This window comes from Nocardioides sp. S-1144, assembly GCF_005954645.2.
GTDB lineage: Bacteria > Actinomycetota > Actinomycetes > Propionibacteriales > Nocardioidaceae > Nocardioides > Nocardioides dongxiaopingii.
In genome coordinates, this window is sequence record NZ_CP040695.2 from 4,059,406 (window position 1) to 4,075,621 (window position 16,216).

Annotated in this window: 20 protein-coding genes; 10 read left to right on the forward strand and 10 right to left on the reverse strand. The window is 74.5% G+C overall.

From position 1 onward, the window contains the following. Positions 1-7: 7 nt before the first annotated feature. Positions 8-775 carry a dienelactone hydrolase family protein gene (locus FE634_RS19135; RefSeq protein WP_137294019.1) on the reverse strand — a complete coding sequence of 256 codons (768 nt, stop codon included), beginning with the start codon at positions 773-775 and terminating at the stop codon, positions 8-10. A 127-nt stretch (positions 776-902) separates the two neighbouring features. Between FE634_RS19135 and FE634_RS19140 the strand changes: the two genes are divergently transcribed. The 4 genes from FE634_RS19140 (at position 903) to FE634_RS19155 (ending at position 4,204) form a co-directional block, all read left to right on the forward strand. Beyond that, the gene (locus tag FE634_RS19140; RefSeq protein WP_262347496.1) at positions 903-1,448 is read left to right on the forward strand and encodes a DnaJ family domain-containing protein; all 546 of its coding nucleotides are present in this window, start codon (positions 903-905) and stop codon (positions 1,446-1,448) included. Positions 1,449-1,508: 60 nt separating this feature from the next. Continuing rightward, positions 1,509-2,615, forward strand: coding sequence for an HpcH/HpaI aldolase/citrate lyase family protein (locus tag FE634_RS19145; RefSeq protein WP_138876796.1), 1,107 nt, complete (start codon positions 1,509-1,511; stop codon positions 2,613-2,615). A 37-nt stretch (positions 2,616-2,652) separates the two neighbouring features. Further along, positions 2,653-3,483 carry an HpcH/HpaI aldolase/citrate lyase family protein gene (locus FE634_RS19150; RefSeq protein WP_138877244.1) on the forward strand — a complete coding sequence of 277 codons (831 nt, stop codon included), beginning with the start codon at positions 2,653-2,655 and terminating at the stop codon, positions 3,481-3,483. 145 nt (positions 3,484-3,628) lie between these two features. After that, complete coding sequence (locus FE634_RS19155; RefSeq protein ID WP_137294021.1) at positions 3,629-4,204, forward strand: DEAD/DEAH box helicase family protein; 576 nt, start codon at positions 3,629-3,631, stop codon at positions 4,202-4,204. Positions 4,205-4,244: 40 nt separating this feature from the next. On the opposite strand, the gene FE634_RS21420 is transcribed toward FE634_RS19155, so the two are convergent. Further along, positions 4,245-4,856 (reverse strand): patatin-like phospholipase family protein, encoded by a 612-nt coding sequence (locus FE634_RS21420; protein ID WP_222847622.1) that lies wholly within the window; start codon positions 4,854-4,856, stop codon positions 4,245-4,247. Next, a complete protein-coding gene (locus FE634_RS21425) occupies positions 4,772-5,125 on the reverse strand; it encodes a patatin-like phospholipase family protein (RefSeq protein ID WP_222847623.1) in 354 nt (117 codons plus the stop codon). Before FE634_RS21425 ends, FE634_RS21420 begins: the two co-directional genes overlap by 85 nt. Before the next feature lie 67 nt (positions 5,126-5,192). Here FE634_RS21425 and FE634_RS19165 point away from each other — a divergent pair, with 67 nt between their 5' ends. Together FE634_RS19165 and FE634_RS19170 are read left to right on the forward strand one after the other, a co-directional pair. Further along, positions 5,193-5,387: a DUF4337 domain-containing protein gene (locus tag FE634_RS19165; RefSeq protein WP_138876798.1), complete on the forward strand. Its 195-nt coding sequence runs from the start codon at positions 5,193-5,195 to the stop codon at positions 5,385-5,387. Then, positions 5,384-5,695 (forward strand): hypothetical protein, encoded by a 312-nt coding sequence (locus FE634_RS19170; RefSeq protein ID WP_137294024.1) that lies wholly within the window; start codon positions 5,384-5,386, stop codon positions 5,693-5,695. Before FE634_RS19165 ends, FE634_RS19170 begins: the two co-directional genes overlap by 4 nt. 4 nt (positions 5,696-5,699) lie before the next feature. Here the strand turns inward: FE634_RS19170 and FE634_RS19175 are convergent, their stop codons facing one another. The 7 genes from FE634_RS19175 to FE634_RS19205 all read right to left on the reverse strand — a co-directional run bounded on the left by FE634_RS19175 (position 5,700) and on the right by FE634_RS19205 (position 12,690). Beyond that, positions 5,700-7,118, reverse strand: a complete 1,419-nt coding sequence (locus FE634_RS19175) for an aminotransferase class I/II-fold pyridoxal phosphate-dependent enzyme (RefSeq protein WP_138876799.1) — start codon at positions 7,116-7,118, stop codon at positions 5,700-5,702. Further along, positions 7,108-8,250 (reverse strand): M20/M25/M40 family metallo-hydrolase, encoded by a 1,143-nt coding sequence (locus FE634_RS19180; protein WP_187366755.1) that lies wholly within the window; start codon positions 8,248-8,250, stop codon positions 7,108-7,110. The genes FE634_RS19175 and FE634_RS19180 overlap by 11 nt, the downstream gene beginning before the upstream one ends. After that, positions 8,247-8,588, reverse strand: a complete 342-nt coding sequence (locus tag FE634_RS19185) for a DUF2200 domain-containing protein (RefSeq protein WP_137294027.1) — start codon at positions 8,586-8,588, stop codon at positions 8,247-8,249. The genes FE634_RS19180 and FE634_RS19185 overlap by 4 nt, the downstream gene beginning before the upstream one ends. A 61-nt stretch (positions 8,589-8,649) precedes the next feature. Then, the gene (locus FE634_RS19190; RefSeq protein WP_262347497.1) at positions 8,650-9,039 is read right to left on the reverse strand and encodes a response regulator; all 390 of its coding nucleotides are present in this window, start codon (positions 9,037-9,039) and stop codon (positions 8,650-8,652) included. Further along, positions 9,036-9,614: a hypothetical protein gene (locus tag FE634_RS19195; RefSeq protein ID WP_137294028.1), complete on the reverse strand. Its 579-nt coding sequence runs from the start codon at positions 9,612-9,614 to the stop codon at positions 9,036-9,038. Before FE634_RS19195 ends, FE634_RS19190 begins: the two co-directional genes overlap by 4 nt. Beyond that, the gene (locus tag FE634_RS19200) at positions 9,611-10,105 is read right to left on the reverse strand and encodes a pyruvoyl-dependent arginine decarboxylase (protein WP_137294029.1); all 495 of its coding nucleotides are present in this window, start codon (positions 10,103-10,105) and stop codon (positions 9,611-9,613) included. The genes FE634_RS19195 and FE634_RS19200 overlap by 4 nt, the downstream gene beginning before the upstream one ends. After that, positions 10,102-12,690 (reverse strand): hybrid sensor histidine kinase/response regulator, encoded by a 2,589-nt coding sequence (locus FE634_RS19205; RefSeq protein WP_148240884.1) that lies wholly within the window; start codon positions 12,688-12,690, stop codon positions 10,102-10,104. The genes FE634_RS19200 and FE634_RS19205 overlap by 4 nt, the downstream gene beginning before the upstream one ends. Before the next feature lie 297 nt (positions 12,691-12,987). Between FE634_RS19205 and FE634_RS21255 the strand changes: the two genes are divergently transcribed. The 4 genes from FE634_RS21255 to FE634_RS19225 all read left to right on the forward strand — a co-directional run bounded on the left by FE634_RS21255 (position 12,988) and on the right by FE634_RS19225 (position 16,207). Next, complete coding sequence (locus FE634_RS21255; protein ID WP_187366756.1) at positions 12,988-13,302, forward strand: DUF1360 domain-containing protein; 315 nt, start codon at positions 12,988-12,990, stop codon at positions 13,300-13,302. A gap of 26 nt (positions 13,303-13,328) precedes the next feature. Beyond that, entirely contained in the window at positions 13,329-14,480 is a 1,152-nt protein-coding gene (locus FE634_RS19215; RefSeq protein ID WP_148240885.1) for a zinc-dependent alcohol dehydrogenase, read from the forward strand. Continuing rightward, the gene (locus FE634_RS19220; RefSeq protein ID WP_138876803.1) at positions 14,477-15,088 is read left to right on the forward strand and encodes a hypothetical protein; all 612 of its coding nucleotides are present in this window, start codon (positions 14,477-14,479) and stop codon (positions 15,086-15,088) included. Before FE634_RS19215 ends, FE634_RS19220 begins: the two co-directional genes overlap by 4 nt. 90 nt (positions 15,089-15,178) lie before the next feature. After that, positions 15,179-16,207 (forward strand): LLM class flavin-dependent oxidoreductase, encoded by a 1,029-nt coding sequence (locus FE634_RS19225; protein WP_138876804.1) that lies wholly within the window; start codon positions 15,179-15,181, stop codon positions 16,205-16,207. The last annotated feature ends 9 nt before the right edge of the window (positions 16,208-16,216 follow it).

A 16,216-nucleotide genomic window follows, 5' to 3' on the forward strand; every position in this document is an offset into this window, starting at 1 on the left:
CCCAGGACTACCAGACCGCCGGTGACGAGCCGGGCCGGAGGGTGCGGGCGAGCAGCTGCTGCAGCGCGGCGAAGTGCCGCTCGGCCGCGGCCTCGTCGTACATCGCGGTGTCGGCCATCGTGTAGCCGTGCGGCGCGCCCGCGTAGACCTCGTTGGTCGCCTCGAGCCCGTGCTGCTCGAGCGTCGCGCCCAGGGTCGCGACCGCCTCGGGCGGCATCGATCCGTCGTGGTCGGCGTGCCCGAACACGAAGGCGGCCCGGGCCGACCCGAGCCCGGCGTGCGGGCTGTCGGGCTCGTCGGTGACCAGGCCGCCGCCGTGGAAGCCGCCGCACGCGACGACGTCGCCGGGGTGGCCGGTCGCGGCCCGGACGGCGAGCCGGGCGCCCATGCAGTAGCCGGTCACCCCGATCGGGCCGGCGTCGACCCCCTCGAGACCGCGCAGGGCGGCGACGTACGCCGCGATGTCGGGCACCGCCAGGTCGGCGGTGAGCCGGCCCACGCGCGGCATGGCGGCGGCGAAGAACTCCTCGCGGGCACCCGGCTCGGTCAGGTCGCGGTGCGGCCCGACCGCGTCGACGTCGCCCTCGCGGTGGAAGACGTTCGGGGCCAGCACGACGTAGCCCCAGGAGGCGATCCGGTCGCACATCGCCGCGATCTGCGGACGCAGCCCGATCGCGTCCATGAAGAACAGCACGCCCGGGCCGGCACCGGCCGGGGGCCGGGCGAGGTGGGCCTGCGCGGTACCGGTGGGGACGGCGATCTCGGTCAGCTCCATGCCCCGACCGTAGGACGTCGGCCCTCACCCCCACGGTCGTCGGCGGTGGGAATCTCCCCGGCCCCGGGGCAGACTGGTCGGGCGGGGAGACCACCGACCCCGCGCGAGGAGAGTCTCGGAGGTCGACGTGGACGAGAAGGACGAGCAGGTCGAGGGCCGCGACGTGCGCACCGGACGGAGCGCGGCGGCCGCGCGGATGGCCCAGCAGCACCTGTGGGTCGACGAGCAGGTCCGGCGCGCGATGGAGCGCGGCGAGTTCGACGACCTGCCCGGCGCCGGCAAGCCGATCGAGGGCCTCGGCGGCGACCACGACCCCGACTGGTGGCTGAAGAAGCTCGTCGAGCGCGAGAACATCGCCGTCCTGCCGATGTCGGTCCAGCTCCGCAAGGAGGACGCCGACCTCGACGACCGGCTCGACAAGATCGCCTTCGAGGCCGAGGTGCGCCGCGTCCTGGTCGACTTCAACCAGCGCGTGGTCGCCGCCCGGTACCGCGCGCCGGAGGGCCCGCCCCTGGTGACGATGCCGCGCGACGTCGACGCGACCGTCGCGGCCTGGGCCGGGCGCCGCGCGGAGCGCCGGGCCGCGGCCCGCGCCCGCGCCGAGCAGGCGGCGTCCGAGGCCCGACCGCGGCGCTGGTGGCAGCGGCGGCCGGGCTCGCGGGACGGCTCCTGAGGCGCGCGGGGAGAGATCGGTCATATCCCTGCGCGGTGAACGGCTGCTAACTTCCGCGACATGCCCGCCTCCCAGAGCGCCAAGGACTTCTTCCGACCGCTGGCGGTCGGCGCACCGACGCCGCTGACCGAGATCCCGTTCCGCCCGAGCCGGGCGATCCACTTCTTCGACCCCAGCAACCCGAAGATGGCCGCGAAGATCCCGGCCATGGTCGGCACCGTCGACGTGCTGCTCGGCAACCTCGAGGACGCCGTCAAGGCCGACAACAAGGTCGCCGCCCGCGAGGGCCTGGTGCGGATCGGCCAGGAGACCGAGGGCCTCGGCGGCGGTGGTCCCACCCAGCTCTGGACCCGCATCAACTCCCTCGACAGCCCCTGGGCGCTCGACGACCTCACCACGCTGGTGCCGGCGATCGGCGACCGGCTGGACGTCGTCATGGTGCCGAAGGTGCAGGGCGCCGAGGACATCCACTACGTCGATCGGCTGCTCGCCCAGCTCGAGGCCCGGGCCGGGCTCGACCGGCCGATCCTGGTGCACGCGATCCTGGAGACCGCCCGCGGCGTCGCCAACGTCGAGGAGATCTGCGGCGCCTCGCCGCGCATGCAGGGCCTCTCGCTCGGCCCGGCCGACCTCGCGGCCGACCGCCGGATGAAGACCACCCGCGTCGGCGGCGGCCACCCGGGCTACCTCGTGCGCCAGGACCCGCCGATCGACGAGCTCGGCGTCGCCCAGGTCGAGGCGGCCCGCGCGACGCACCAGCAGGACCTGTGGCACTACACGATCGCGCGGATGGTCGACGCCTGCGCGATGCACGGCATCTACCCCTACTACGGCCCGTTCGGCGACATCGCCGACACCGTGGCCTGCGAGGACCAGTTCCGCAACGCGTTCCTGCTCGGCTGCGTCGGCACGTGGAGCCTGCACCCGAAGCAGATCGCCATCGCCAACCGTGTCTTCTCCCCCTCCGTCGAGGACGTCGCGCACGCCCGGCGCGTCGCCGCCGCGATGGGCGACGGCACCGGCGCGGTCATGCTCGACGGCAAGATGGAGGACGACGCCTCGCTCAAGCAGTGCCTGGTGATGGTCGAGCTCGCCGAGCAGCTCGCGGCGATCGATCCCGAGCTGAGGGCGGCCTACGACGCCATCCCGAGCGGCGAGGAGGCCTGACGTGGGCGCCTTCACCCCGCTGCGCTCGGTCCTCTACATGCCCGGCTCCAACGCCCGGGCGCTCGAGAAGGCCCGGTCGATCCCCTGCGACGGGCTGATCCTCGACCTCGAGGACGCCGTCGCGCCCGACGCCAAGGCCGCCGCCCGCGACGCCGCGTGCGCGGCCGCGGCGTCCGGCGGGTACGGCCGCCGCACCGTCACGATCCGGGTCAACGGGATCGGCACCGAGTGGCACGACGCCGACCTCGCGGCGGCCAGCGCCGCCGGTCCGGCCGCGGTCGTCGTCCCCAAGGTCGACAGCGCCGCCGCGGTGCAGGGCCTGGTCGCGGCGATGGAGCGGGCCGGCGCGCCCGACCACACGAAGCTCTGGGCGATGGTGGAGACCCCCGCCGCGATCCTCGACGCGCTGGCCATCGCGCGCGCCTCCGAGCGGCTCACGGTGCTGGTGCTCGGCACCAACGACCTGGTCAAGGAGCTGTACGCCGAGCACGTGCCCGGCCGCGCGCCGATCCTCCCGTCGCTGCACACCGTGCTGCTCGCGGCCCGCGCCGCCGGCATCGCGGTCCTCGACGGCGTCCACAACGACGTGAAGGACACCGAGGGGTTCCTCGCCGAGTGCGACCAGGGCCGCCAGATGGGCTTCGACGGCAAGACGCTCATCCACCCCGGGCAGGTCGACGGCGCCAACGCGGCGTTCGCGCCGTCGGCGCAGGCCGTCGAGGACGCCCGCGGCCTGGTCGCCGCCTGGGGGGCCGGCGCCGGGTCGGGCGTGGTGACCTTCCACGGCCGGATGGTGGAGAACCTGCACGTCGAGTCCGCCCGCCGCACGCTGTCGATCGCCGAGGCGGTCGCCGCGCTCGAGGGCTGAGGCCGGGACACGTCGTACAAGCACGTACACCACGGAACCCGACGAGCACCTCCCCGCCTGGACCGGCCGGGGCGGACGCCGTCGTGTACGTGGTTGTACGACGGCCCCCGCTCCAGCCTCTCGGGCCCGCTGGCAGGGTGGCCCCGTGCACCTCGTGTTCCTCTTCGGGCCGCAGGCCGTCGGCAAGATGACGGTCGGGCGCGAGCTGGCCAGGCTGACGCCGTACCGGCTGTTCCACAACCACGCGACCATCGAGCCGCTTCTCGAGGTCTTCGAGTGGGACGACCCGGGGTTCCAGCGGCTCAAGGAGGAGTTCCGGCGCCGGGTGGTCGAGGAGGCCCTCGCGAGCGGGCTGCCGGGCCTCGTCCTCACCTACGTCTGGGCGCTCGACGTCGCCGAGGACACCGCGGCGGTCGAGCGTCTGACCGCGCCGGTGCTGGCGGCCGGGGGCCGGGTCGACCACGTGGAGCTGTACGCCGACGTCGACACCCGCCTCGGGCGCGAGGGCACCCCGCTGCGGCTCGAGGCCAAGCCCTCCAAGCGCGACGTCGAGTGGCAGCGTGCCCACCTCCTCGAGTGGGGTCGCGAGTACCGGCTGAGCACCGGACCCGACCAGCCGTTCCCGCTCGACGCCCCGCACCACCGCGTCGACAACACCGACCTGTCGCCCACGGCGGCGGCCCGCCGGATCGTCGACCTGCTCGGCCTCCCGCTGCGCTGACCGCTCTCCGGCACCCGACCGGGGGCTGAGTCGGGCGGGCTCAGCCCCAGAGCTCGCGGACGGCGGCGACGTGCGCCCGCGCCTGGGCGTACCCGGCGCGCGCCGAGGGCGGCCGCGCCCCAGGGTCGAGCACGTTCCGGCCGATGGCGGCGACCGAGGCGGCGTCCGGGGTGATGACAAGGTGGGGCACGTCCATCCGGGCCAGGATCCGCGCGGCGCTGTGCATCGGGCCGACCGACCGGTCGACCGGCGTCAGCGCGACCACCACGCCGCAGCCGGCGGCGAGGTCGGCGTTGGACCCGGACCGGACGCCGCCGTCGACGAAGGTGCGCGAGCCGATCCGGATCGGCGGGTAGACGCACGGCACCGCGCAGGAGGCGTTGACGGCGTCCTCGAGGCGGACCTCGGGCGTCGAGCCGCGCGGCCCGAACGCCGCCAGCTCGCCGGTCGCCACGTCGACCGCGGTGACGACGAGGTCGCGGTCGGGCCACTCGATCCCGCCGATGCGCTGGGCGACCTGGTCGTAGCGCTCCTCGACCGACGGCGTGCGCCCCTTCGCGGACGCCGTCACGGCGGCCCCGCCGAGCACCCGGCCGAAGCGCTCGAGGTCGCCGCGCGAGCGCAGCAGCGCCCCGGCGAACCGCGCGACCACCGCGCGACCACGCCGAGCCCGATCGAGGCGAGCGGCACCCCGCCGTCCCCGAGCTCGGCCGGCGCGAGCAGCTGGCGGCGGTAGAGCTCCTCGAGGGGGGTGCTGCTGGTGACCTGGGCACCCACGATCGAGCCCGCCGACGTGCCGACCACGCGCTCGGCGTCGGTCAGGTCGACGCCGGCCTCGGCGAGCCCCCACAGCAGCCCGGTCTCCCAGGCGATGCCCGTGATGCCGCCGCCGCCGCCCAGGACCAGTCCTCGTGTCGTCACCCGGCCAGTGTGCCCGGGTCGACCGCACCGACTTGCGTGGGCGTCCGTGGCTGGCAGGGTGGACGGCATGACGGACGACGATCCTGGGACCACCGAGCAGGAGGAGGAGGACAACCGCCTCGCGCTGGGTGTCGCCTTCGGCGCACCGATCGGGGTGGTCCTGTCGCTGCTGCTCGACAACTGGGCGCTGCTGGGCGTCGGGATCGCGCTGGGCCTGGTCTGGGCGGTTCTGCCGAGCGGGAAGGACCGGCGGTCCAGGTGAGCGGGCACGGCACGTCGCAGTGGCAGGTCCGCGCCAACCTCTACCGCGGGTGGCGGGCGCTGGGCGGCCGCCTCACCCTCGACACCGAGGCCCTGTCGTTCGAGCCGCACGGCCTCGAACGCGCGCTCGGTGGCGGCGTCCACTACCGCGCTCCCCTGGCCCAGATCAGCTCGGTCGCAGTTGCCCGACGAGGCTTCCCGCGCAAGCGGCTGGTCGTCGTGACCGCCGACGGCACCGAGGCCCGGTTCCTGGTGCCCAAGGTCGAGGCCCGCGCGGCCGACCTCCGCCGGGCGGTCCCGAGCCTCTGACCGGCTACCTCGCCACCCGCAACGTCTGCAGCGACGCGTCGGCGGCGTAGGCGATCCGGACGCCGGCCGCCCGCGCCGCGTCGAGCGCGGCCAGGGTCGCCGCGGTGACCTGCTCGCCGGGGGCGAGCACCGGGATGCCGGGCGGGTAGGGCGCCACCAGCTCGACGCTCACCCGGCCGAGCGCCTCGGTGAGCGGCACCGCCTCGGCGTCGGCGAAGTAGGCCTGCCGCGGCGTCATCACCGACACCGGCTCCACGGCGTAGGTCGCCGCGGGGGCGACCGGTCGCGGGGCGCCGCGGTGCCGCTCGATCGAGTCGGTCACCGCGTCGACGAGCGCGCCCAGCGAGTCCGCGGTGTCGGCGAGCGACACCACCGCGACGAGGGTGTCGCGCTCCGCGGCCTCGACGGGCAGCCCGGCGGCGAGCAGGTCGTCCTCGACGCGGACGCCGTGCGCACCGGTGCCGGGGAGCACCAACGTGAGCTTGAGCGGGTCGACGCCGTCGCCGCCGAGGACGACGAGACCCTCGACCTCGGCCAGCCGCTGCCGGGCCCCGCGGACGGCGTCGAGGGCGACGCCGAGCAGTGCCTCGCCGTCGCGCTCGAGGAGGGCCCGCGCCGCGTCGGTGCTGGCCAGGATGGCGCCCGCCGGGCTGGTCGTCGCGGTGGCCTCCACCCCGGCGTCGAGGCGTGCGGCGTCGATCCGGTCGGCGCGGGCCAGCACCAGCGCGGCCTGGCTCCAGGCCGGCAGCGTCTTGTGGGCGCTGACGACCATCGCGTCGGCGCCGAGGGCGAGGGCATGGTCGGGCAGCGCGGGGTGGAAGCCGAAGTGGGCGGCCCACGCGGCGTCGACGACGAGCGGGGCGCCGTGCGCGTGCGCCACCCCGGCCAGCCCGGCGACGTCGCCGACGGTGCCGACGTAGGACGGGTCGCCGACGAGCACCGCGCGGGCCTCGGGGTGCGCCTCGAGCGCGCGCGCGACACTGGCGGGGGCGACGCCGAGCGGCAGGCCGGTGCGCGGGTCGGTCTCGGGGCGGACCCACACCGGCGTCAGCCCCGCGACCACCAGCCCGAGGAGCAGCGAGCGGTGCAGCGTGCGGCTGACGACCACCGTGTCGCCGTCGCCGCCGAGCGCGAGCGCCAGCGCCTGGTTGGCGTGGGTCGCCCCGCCGACCGAGAACCGCGCGACGTCGGCGCCCCACAGCCGGGCGGCCCGGGCCTCGGCCTCGGCGAGCACGCCCCCGCTGAGCTTCATCGTGTCGAGGCCGGCGTACAGCGGGACGTCCCCGGCGACGACGTCGCCGACCAGGTCGTGGCGCTGCTTGTGCCCGGGGATGGTGAACGGCGTGGGCCGCTGCTCCTGGAAGCGCAGCCACGCGTCGAGGAGCGGCGCGTCGCCGCGCAGGCCGCGCGGGTCAGTCGCCACGGTGGCCCGCCGCCCAGGCCGGGAGGACGGCGACAAGCGCGCGGGCCAGGGCCCGCACCTGCCGCAGGTCGACCCACTCGTCGACGGCGTGCAGGCCGCCGCCGGAGGGTCCGCAGACCAGGGTGGGGCAGCTCGCCTGCCACAGCGGCGCCTCCATCCAGTACGGCGCGTCGAAGCTCGCCCCGGTGCCGAGCGCCCGGCCGAGGAGCCCGGCGAGGTCGGCCGCGGCGCCGTGGTCGTCGAGCCGCCACGCCTCGCGGCTGGCCACCAGCTCGCTGGTGGCCCGCATCGCCGGGGTCAGGAGGGCGTCGACCTCGGCGTGCGCGGCGGCCGAGCCGGGCTCGGTCGTGCGGCGCTCGACGACGCACTCGGCGTGGTCGGGCACGACGAACGCCGACCCGCCGCCACGCACCACGGTGACCGCGAGCTCGCCGCCGCCGGCCCGGACGCCCGGCGCGGCGCCGTCGACGGCGTGCAGGAAGCGGCCCAGCGCGGTGACCGCGTTGACGCCGAGCTCGGGCTGTGAGCTGTGCGCGGCCCGGCCCTCGAAGCGCACCCGCACCACCGCGAAGCCGCGCAGCGAGCGGGCCAGCGCGAGGTCGGTCGGCTCGGCGACCAGACACACGTCGGGCCGGACCCCCAGCCCGGGAAGCGCCGCGATCACGGCCTCGCTCCCGAGGCTCGCGTCCTCCTCGTCGGCGACCAGCGCCAGCACCGGCCGCACCCGCGCGCCCGCGGCGAGCAGGGCCTCGGCGGCGGCGACGACGGCCGCGACCCCGCCCTTCATGTCGGCGGCGCCGCGCCCGACCAGCCGGTCGCCGTCGACCCGGGCGGCGAAGGGCGCCGCCATCCCGCTCGTGCCGACGGTGTCGAGGTGCCCGTTGAGGACGACGGTCGGGACGTCGTCCGCCCCCGGCGCGACGGCGACCAGGCTGGGCCGGTCGGGGCGGCCGGCGGCGGGCACGACGTGCGTGGCGAACCCCGACCGGGCCAGTCGCGCCCGCAGGTGCTCGACGATCGCCGTCTCGCCGGCCGCGCCCGGCACCAGGCCGGGGTTGACGCTGTCGATCGCGACGAGCTCGGCGGCGAGGTCGGCGGCCACCTGGCCCACGTCGGCGGGTGCACCGCTCACGACCGGAGCACCTTCTCCATCGGCCGGCCCCTCGCCAGCTCGTCGACGAGCTTGTCGAGGTAGCGGATCTGCTGCATGAGCGGGTCCTCGACGTCCTGGACGCGCACGCCGCACACCGAGCCGGTGATCAGCGCGACCCCCGGGTTCACCTCGGCCGCGGCGAAGAAGTCCGCGAACGTCGTCCCTGCGTCGAGGTGGGCGGCCAGCGCCCTCTCGTCGAAGCCGGTGAGCCAGGCGATCACCTGGTCGAGCTCGGCCTTCGTGCGGCCCTTCTTCTCGACCTTGGCCACGTAGTGGGGGTAGACCGACGCGACGCTGACGCTGAAGATCCGGCTCATCCTGGGCAGGGTAGTCCCCGGCACCGACGCCGCCCCGGCTCGTTCCACGGGTCGCGCAGGGTCAGGCCGGCGGATCCCAGCCGAGCATCGTCGCGAGCTCGTCGCCGAGGGTCATCGGGTTGAACGGTTTCGAGATGACGCCGGCGACGTTCATGTCGTCCCACGGCTGCGGGCCGCCCACCTGGAGCTTGGCGGTCAGCAGGACGACCGGGATGTCGGCGGTCCTCTCGTCGGACTGGAGGGCGGCGAAGGTGGCCCGGCCGTCGATGATCGGCATCATCAGGTCGAGCAGCACGAGGTCGGGACGGTGGGTCTGCGCGAGCAGGATCGCGGCCTCGCCGCCGCTGGCGGGGATCACCGTCCAGCCGGCGACCACCTCCAGCGTCACCTGGGTGATCTCGCGGATGGAGTCGTCGTCGTCGACGATCAGCACGGTGGGCGGCGTGGTCACGGCACCCGCCCGTCGTCGACGCCCCGGAAGGTGCCCGCGTAGTAGGTCTGGCGGTCGATGGTCGCCACGCTCACGTCGCCGGTGCGGCCCAGGACGCGCGCGGCGTGCCGGCCGAAGGAGAGGTCGTCGTCGTTGAAGGCGCAGATGTCCCACCCGACCACGGCCTCGGCCTCGGCCAGCACCGTGCCGATCCGGTGGATCATCGCCTGGAAGGCCCGGCTGCGCCGGTGCTCGCGCTGGACCAGCGTGAAGCCGATGTAGTAGACCGCGTCGCGCGCGAACTGCTCGGGGTAGTGGTGGCGGAAGTAGGCCGGGCTGATCCACGGGACGGTCTCGAGCTGGTTGGTCAGCGTCGACATGCCGATCGCGGTGCCGTCGCTGGAGCGGGCGACGTACTTCGCGACGCGCGGGTCCTCCATCTCCTCGAGGAACTCCTCGCGGTGCAGCAGCTGGCGGGCGACGGCCTTCGTCTCGAGCTCGCCGAAGGTCTCGCGGTACAGCGCGTAGTAGGCCTCGGCGGTCTCGACGTCGACCTTCTCCTCGACCGTGACCTCGAGGTCGCCGCGCGAGCTCACGACCGTCCCCAGCCGGCGACCTCGTAGGCGGCGATCGCCAGGGCGCACACGGGCCTGACGGTGCAGTGCGCGGTGACGATCGCGGTGTGGACCTCGCCGAAGTCGATCCCGCGGTTGGCGGCCATGTCGGCCAGGCTGAGCCGGATCTGCTCGTCGACCGAGGCCTCGCTGCCCCCGGTGTGCTCGACGAACAGGCCGCCGATCTCGGGGTGGATCGTCCAGCCGAGGCCGGCGGAGACGATCTCGCCCGGGTGGTCGGCGTAGGCGACGGACTCCACGCAGTAGAGCCGGTCGCCGTGCGCCCCCGGGAGCGTCTCGGAGGTCCGCGACACGTTGGCGCGCGGGGGGATCACCGACGAGAGCGGGATCAGGTTGAAGTCGGCCACCCCGGCACCGAGCAGGGCGGTGTCGAAGGCGGAGAGCAGGGTGCGGCCCTCGCCGACGGCGGTCCTGACGGTGATCTCGAGCGGGGTGTCGTGCGTTCCGGTCACGTGCGGATGCCTCTTCCTGGGAGTACTGGTGGGGTGGCGAGCAGCTCGAGCACCCGGTCCTCGACCGCGGTCGGGTCGACCCGGCTCTTGGTGACGAAGCTGGTGCGCCCGAGCGTCAGTCGTGGGCGGTCGTGGGGCTCGACGTCGGCGGCGCTGTAGACGATGACGTCGAGGTCGGCGGTCCGGGGGTCGAGCGCGAGTCCGGCGACCAGGTCGTGGCCGGTCCCGTCGGGCAGGGCGACGTCGAGGATCAGCAGCCGCGGCGTGTTCCGGGCGGCCATGGCGAGGGCCTCCTGGACGCCGGTGGCGCGCGCCACCGGCACGCCGTGGCCGGCGAGCAGCGTGGTCAGGACGTCGGACAGGTCGTCGTCGTCCTCGACGAGGAGGACCCCGCCGCGGTCACCGGGCCGGCCGTCGGGCGTCGAGCCGCTCCGCGAGCCCGACCGGCCGGCGGAGGGGAGCGTGAAGAACAACGTGGTGCCGGCGCCGACGACGCTCTCGGCCCAGATGCGGCCGCCGTGTCGCTCGACGATGCCGCGGCTGATCGTCAGGCCCAGGCCGGTGCCGCCCATCAGGCGGGCGTCGGAGGAGTCGGCCTGCTCGAAGCGCTGGAAGACCGCCTCGAGCCGGTCGCCGGGGATGCCGCGTCCCTCGTCGCGCACGCTGAACAGCACGGCGCCCGCACCGTCGTCGGCGGAGCTGAGGACGACGCTCTGGCCCGCGGAGGAGTACTTGATGGCGTTGTTGAGCAGGTTGGCCAGGGTCTGCACGACGCGGTCGCCGTCGGCCAGGACGCGTCCGGTGCTGGGCCCGACCTCGAGCCGCACCCCGGTGGCCCGGGCCTGGCCCGTCATCTCCGCGACCGAGCGGGCCAGGAGGTCGGCGGCCTCGGTCGGGGCCACGTCGAGCGGCCGGGTGCCGGACTCGATGCGCTCGAGGTCGAGGATGTCGTTGATCAGGCGGGTCAGCCGCTCGCTGCTCTCCAGCGCCAGGTTGGCCATCGCCCCGGCCTTCGGCGTGAGCTCGCCGAGCTTGCCGCTGACCAGGAGTCCGAGGGAGCCCCTGATCGACGTCAGCGGGGTGCGCAGCTCGTGGCTGACGACGGAGATGAACTCGTTCTTGATCCGGTCGACCTCCCGGCGCTGGGTGACGTCGCGGAACACGACGACCGCGCCGCGCACGACGTGGTCCTCGACCAGCGGGCTGGCGGTGATCTCGACGGGGAAGCTGGACCCGTCGGCGCGCAGGTAGACGTCCTCCTCCGACGTGGTCACCACACCCGAGCGGATCGCCTCGGCGATGTAGCACCCGTCGTAGGGGTGCGGGAGGCCGTCGTGGTCCGGGGCGTGGAAGAGGTCGTGGGCGTTGGCCCCGTGCAGGCTCTCGGCGGTGTGGGTGAGCGCCTCGGCGCCGGAGGGGTTGACGAAGGTGACCCGGCCCTCGGCGTCCACGCCGTAGATGCCGTCGCCGACGGAGGTGAGGAGCACCTCGGTCTGACGGGCCAGGCGCCGCAGGTCGGCCGTCTGGTCGCGGACGCGGCGCTCCAGCCCCCGGCGCAGGGTGAGGTTGTCGCGGGTGAGGACGATCTGGCGCACGGCCGCGCCGAAGGCCATCGTCAGCCACAGCACGGCGGTGGACGCGGCCAGCTCGTGGCCCGATCCCGCGAGGACCTGGACCGCGGCCGCGACCATCAGGCCGAGGTAGACCATCGCCGCGTCCCGGACGTCGGCCGACACGGGCACCGGCAGGTCGCCGGCGCCGCCGGGCACTCCGGACTCGGGGGTCTGGGTCGGGGGGCACCACGCGGCGAGGGAGAGCAGCGCGTAGCCGATGATCCAGCCGAGGTCGACCGGGGTGCCGAACTCGAAGTCGCCCTGGGCCACGAGCACCGCGAAGGAGAGGTCGGCGAGCGCGTAGGACAGGAAGCCGAGGGTCAGCAGGGCGAGGGCGCGACGGTCGGCGCCCCGGGTGCGCAGCAGCAGGAGCAGGGCCGCCACGATCAGCACGACGTCGAGGACGGGGATCAGCAGCGTGGTGAACCGGGCCGTGGCGTTGCCACGGGTCTCGTCGAGCAGCTCGCTGTAGACCAGGGTCGAGGCCACGATCAACACTGCACCCCCGACGACGAGGCCGTCGAGCAGCATCACCACCTGGTCGGCCCGGCGGCGTGGCGCGCTCGGGAACGTCAGGACGGCCGCGATGCACAGCACGAGGGCCACGGTGATGGTGAGGTCGCTGACGGTGCTGGGCGAGGTCACCGGGTCCGACCCGGCGGCGGCGCTCCACACGTTGCCCGTGACGGCCACGACGGCGCCGACCTGGATCAGCTGCCAGGAGCGCCGGCGGCGCCCCTCGTTCATCCGCGCGCCGCGCCCGCAGGACACGGCCAGGAAGAGCCCGCTCAGCACCAGCGCCAGTCCGCTGGCCGACTGGCGGACGTCGGCGGGGAACAGCGACGGCTGCAGCAGGGCCACGAAGACGGCGCAGACGACGACCGTCGCGACGGCGACGACCCGGAAGGTGCGCACCCGCCGCTCGTCCGCGCTCGGGCGCGCGGTCATCGTCGCGGGCACTGACTCGAGCATCGGCCGCCTCCGTGCGCCGGACGGACGTCCATGGGTTTTCCTTGCGTGAGGTTCACCCTGGTCGGACGACCAGGGCCCCCCCGGGCCCGTCCCAGCACCAACCTGGAACTCGGCGAGTCTAGTGGGCACGGAGCCCTGCGCGCCCCCGTAGTCGGCAACCCGGGGCGTCGGTTTGGTCACTCACCCGCAGGAAGGACGCCATTCCCCACCGCGCGGGGCACCGGAGGGTCCACGGACGGCGCGCACCACGACCTCGCGCGCCGGCACCGCCCGTCTGACCGATCCCCCAGGAGCACCGTGAGCCCGACCCCACCCCAGCGCGACGCCGTCAGCCTCCTGGTCGACGCGCTCGCGACCTACCGGCTGGTGAAGCTGGTCAAGGACGACAAGATCGCCGAGCCCGTGCGCGACCGCGTCGTCGAGGCGCAGGGTCCGCCGGACCGCTCGAAGGTCTCGTACCTGGTCCACTGCCCGTGGTGCCTGTCGATCTACTTCGGCGCCGCCGTCACCCTGGCCCGCCACCGCTGGCCGGGGCCGACGGCGCTGGTCTCGCGGTCGCTGGCCCTGTCCTCGATGGCGGGGCTGGCCTCGCTGCACCTCGAGAAGCACTGATGCCCACCCGACGAAGGAGACAAACGATGAAGGCGATGGTGTACCGAGGGCCCTACCGGGTCCGGGTCGAGGAGAAGGACCGCCCCCGCATCGAGCACCCCAACGACGCGATCGTGCGGGTGACCAGGGCGGCGATCTGCGGCTCCGACCTGCACCTGTACCACGGGATGATGCCCGACACCCGGGTCGGCCACACGTTCGGCCACGAGTTCGTCGGCATCGTCGACGAGGTCGGTCCGTCGGTGCAGGAGCTGCGGGTCGGAGACAAGGTCATGGTGCCGTTCAACGTGTTCTGCGGCTCCTGCTACTTCTGTGCCCGCGGCCTCTACTCGAACTGCCACAACGTCAACCCCAACGCCACCGCCGTCGGCGGCATCTACGGCTACTCCCACACCACGGGCGGCTACGACGGCGGCCAGGCGGAGTACGTGCGGGTGCCGTTCGCCGACGTCGGCCCCTCGCTGGTCCCGCCCTGGCTCGACGACGAGGACGCCGTGCTGATGACCGACGCGCTCGCCACCGGCTACTTCGGTGCCCAGCTGGGCGACATCCGCGAGCTCGACACGGTCGTCGTGCTCGGTGCGGGCCCGGTCGCGCTCTTCGCGGCCAAGTCGGCCTGGCTGATGGGTGCGGGTCGGGTGATCGTGATCGACCACCTCGACGACCGGCTCGAGAAGGCGCGCACCTTCGCCCACGCCGAGACCTACAACTTCGTCGAGCACCGCGACGTCGCCGTGCTCCTCAAGCGGATCACCGACCACCTGGGCGCCGACGTCGTGATCGACGCCGTCGGTGCCGAGGCCGACGGCAACCTGCTGATGCACGTCACCTCGGCCAAGCTGAAGCTGCAGGGCGGGTCGCCGGTCGCGCTCAACTGGGCCATCGACGGCGTCCGCAAGGGCGGCACCGTCTCGGTCGTCGGCGCCTACGGCCCGTTGTTCAGCGCGGTGAAGTTCGGCGACGCCCTCAACAAGGGACTGACCCTCAACATGAACCAGACGCCCGTCAAGCGACAGTGGCCCCGGCTGCTCGAGCACGTTCGCGCCGGCCACCTCAAGCCCAGCGACGTCGTGACGCACCGCTTCCCGCTCGAGCACGTGGCCGAGGCGTACCACGCGTTCTCGGCCAAGCTCGACGGCATCATCAAGCCGATCCTCGTCGTGGACGGTGCGGCATGAGCCACGACCAGTCCGACGGTGTCCCGCAGTACACCTACACGCCCGACAAGCGGCCTCCCGCCGAGACCAGCGAGCAGCTCCGGGCCCGGATCCCCGGCTGGGGTGTCGACCTCGACCCCGCCGACCGGCCCCAGGTGCCCCGCGAGCGGCTCGACCTCGACCTGCCCGGCGTGCGGTGGCGCTTCCCCGAGCGCCAGCCCGAGCACCGGCCCCGCGAGCGCTCCATCGAGCACGGCACCCTGCCCCCGGTCTTCGGCACGGCCCAGCCGTTGCACGGTCTCAGCGGGGCCATCCGCCGCCGCGCCTACAGCCGCTACAGCGAGGCCCGCGCCGCCCACTGGCTGCTGCTCGTCGTGGCCGACCGGGTCGAGGCCCGGGGCGCCGCGCTCCGGTCGTTCGGCACGCTGCGCCCCGACAACCCCGTCACCGAGACCGGGATCGTGGCCGAGGTCACCCACCACGGCTGGCGCTCGCGCGTCGGGCGCGGCCGAACCGACGTCGGGCACCACAGCCTCGACGTGGTCCTCGTGGGCGGGTCGTGGGCGGCCACCGGCGCCGTGACCTACCTCCTGGCCCGGCGGGTGTCGCGACGGGCCCGGCGGGCCTGACCGGCACGCGCCGGCGGGGCGGGGGCGGAATGGCGGAGGGTCGGTGGGCGTTGGCCCGGCACCCACCACCCACCAGCTCCGGAGGTTCCCGTGCACGTCGGCGTCGACAGCTTCGTCTCCCGGGTCACCGACCCGTCCACCGGCCACGTCGTCGGCCCCGCGGAGCGGATGGCCCACCTGCTCGAGGAGATCGAGCTCGCCGACCGGTCGGGGCTCTACTCCTTCGGCATCGGCGAGCACCACCGCGAGGAGTACTACGACTCCGCGCCGCCGGTCATCCTCGCCGCGGCCGCCGCCCGGACGACGTCCATCCGGCTCGGCAGCGCGGTCGCGGTGCTCAGCGCCGCCGACCCGGTGCGGCTCTTCCAGCAGTTCGCGACGCTCGACCTGATCTCGGGCGGCCGGACCGACCTCGTGGTCGGGCGCGGCTCGTTCACCGAGTCGTTCCCGCTCTTCGGCCTCGACCTGGCCGACTACGACTCGCTGTTCGCCGAGAAGCTCGACCTGCTTCTCCAGATCCGGGAGTCGCCGCAGGTGACCTGGTCGGGCGAGCACCGCGCCCCCCTCACGGGTCAGGGCGTCTACCCGCGACCCGTGCAGGACCGGCTCCCGATCTGGGTCGGGGTCGGCGGGACGCCGCAGTCGTTCGTGCGCGCCGGGTTGCTCGGCCTGCCGCTGATGGTGGCGATCATCGGCGGTGAGCCGCGCGCCTTCGCCCCGCTCGTCGACCTGTACCGCCGGGCGGGCGCGCAGGCCGGGCACGCGCCCGAGACCCTCAAGGTCGGTCTCCACGTCTTCGGCTACGTCGGCGAGAGCCGCCGCCACGCCGCCGACACCATCTACCCGGGCTGGCACGAGATGTTCACCTCGGTCTCCCGCGAGCGGGGCTTCGCCCCGCCCAACCGGGCGCAGTTCGAGGCCACCAGCGGACCGGACGGAGCGTTCTTCCTCGGCGACCCCGACGAGATCGTCACCAAGCTCGGCCGCGTCGCGGACCAGCTCGGCGGCGTCGACCGGATCGCGCTGCAGATGACCAACCCGCGCCTGGCCCACGACGACCTCCTGCGCGGCATCGAGCTGCTCGGCACCGAGGTCGCGCCGCGGGTCGCCCAGCTCTGACGCCGTCGT